The following is a 1,054-nucleotide window of genomic DNA, read 5'->3' as shown; positions in this document are numbered from 1 at the left end:
CGGACGTGACCTGAGCCTTGCTGGACGGGCAGCCGGACGTGGTCTGAGCCCTACTGGACAGGCAGCCAGACGTGACCTGAGCCCCGAGTCCGGTCGAGTTCGACCTTCCAGCAGCCGCCCTTCGGGAACACGAACCCGGTGCCCCACTCCTGACCGGGCCGCCGCCAGGTGGACCCACCGTGCTCCTCAGGGCCCCAGGTCAGCTTGGCGGCGGTTCCGTCGGGCAGCGTGGCCCGAATCCGCAACGGCCCTTCCCCGGTCATCCGCCACACGATCTTGACCTCGTCACCCCGTTCGAGCGGCGGCCTCCCCACGAACAGCAGGCCCCACAACTCCGCGTCCCGAGCCGTCCCCCGCACCTCAGGGAACCCGTCGCCCAGGAACACCGGAGTGCCGTTGCATCCCACACCGGTACCGGTAGGACTCGGGCCACCCACTGTCGCCGCACCCTTGCCACCACCCACACCCGTCGCCGCCGCCTCCGCCCCGGCACCCGGGGAACTCGTCCACGTACCGGCCCCTGCGGGGCTCGTGGGCGTCCCGACGTCCAAGGAACTGGTTGGCATGCCCGTCCTTGCGGGGCTCGTCGGCGTACCGGCCGCAGCACCGGGGGAGCCGGCCCTCGGCCCAGCGCACCCGCCCGCCACCGTCACCACAAGCACCACCAAGAACGCCTGCCCGAACACCGCCACACCCCTGGCCACCGCCCCGCACCACCACATCGAAACCTCCCTTGTCCTCACCTCACTTACTCCGGCTCCGGCCGCGAGGTTCCAGACGCCCGACTGGGAAACACCCGGAAACCGCGATCGCCGTCCGGGGACGCCGTTGCGGCCTCAACGTCGCAGCCCCTCGGGAATGGCAGCGAGCCTCAGCCACCCCAACCCTCCACCACCACGGCCCCGACCTCACAAGCCCTCACCCCTCCCAGCCCACCACGCCGACCCCATGGCCATCCGACCCCATGGCCATCCGACCCCATGGCCATCCGACCCCATGGCCATCCGACCCCATGGCCATCCGACCCCATGGCCATCCGACCCCATGGCCAACG

Annotated in this window: 1 protein-coding gene; it reads right to left on the bottom strand. The window is 71.2% G+C overall.

Going from position 1 to position 1,054, the window contains the following annotated elements:
- Positions 1–50: 50 nt before the first annotated feature.
- Positions 51–407: a hypothetical protein gene (locus ACZ6S0_RS15465; protein WP_465916997.1), complete on the bottom strand. Its 357-nt coding sequence runs from the start codon at positions 405–407 to the stop codon at positions 51–53.
- Positions 408–1,054: the final 647 nt, after the last annotated feature.

The organism is Nonomuraea sp. NPDC051298, from assembly GCF_055586305.1.
This window is presented reverse-complemented; position numbering and strand designations above follow the sequence as displayed.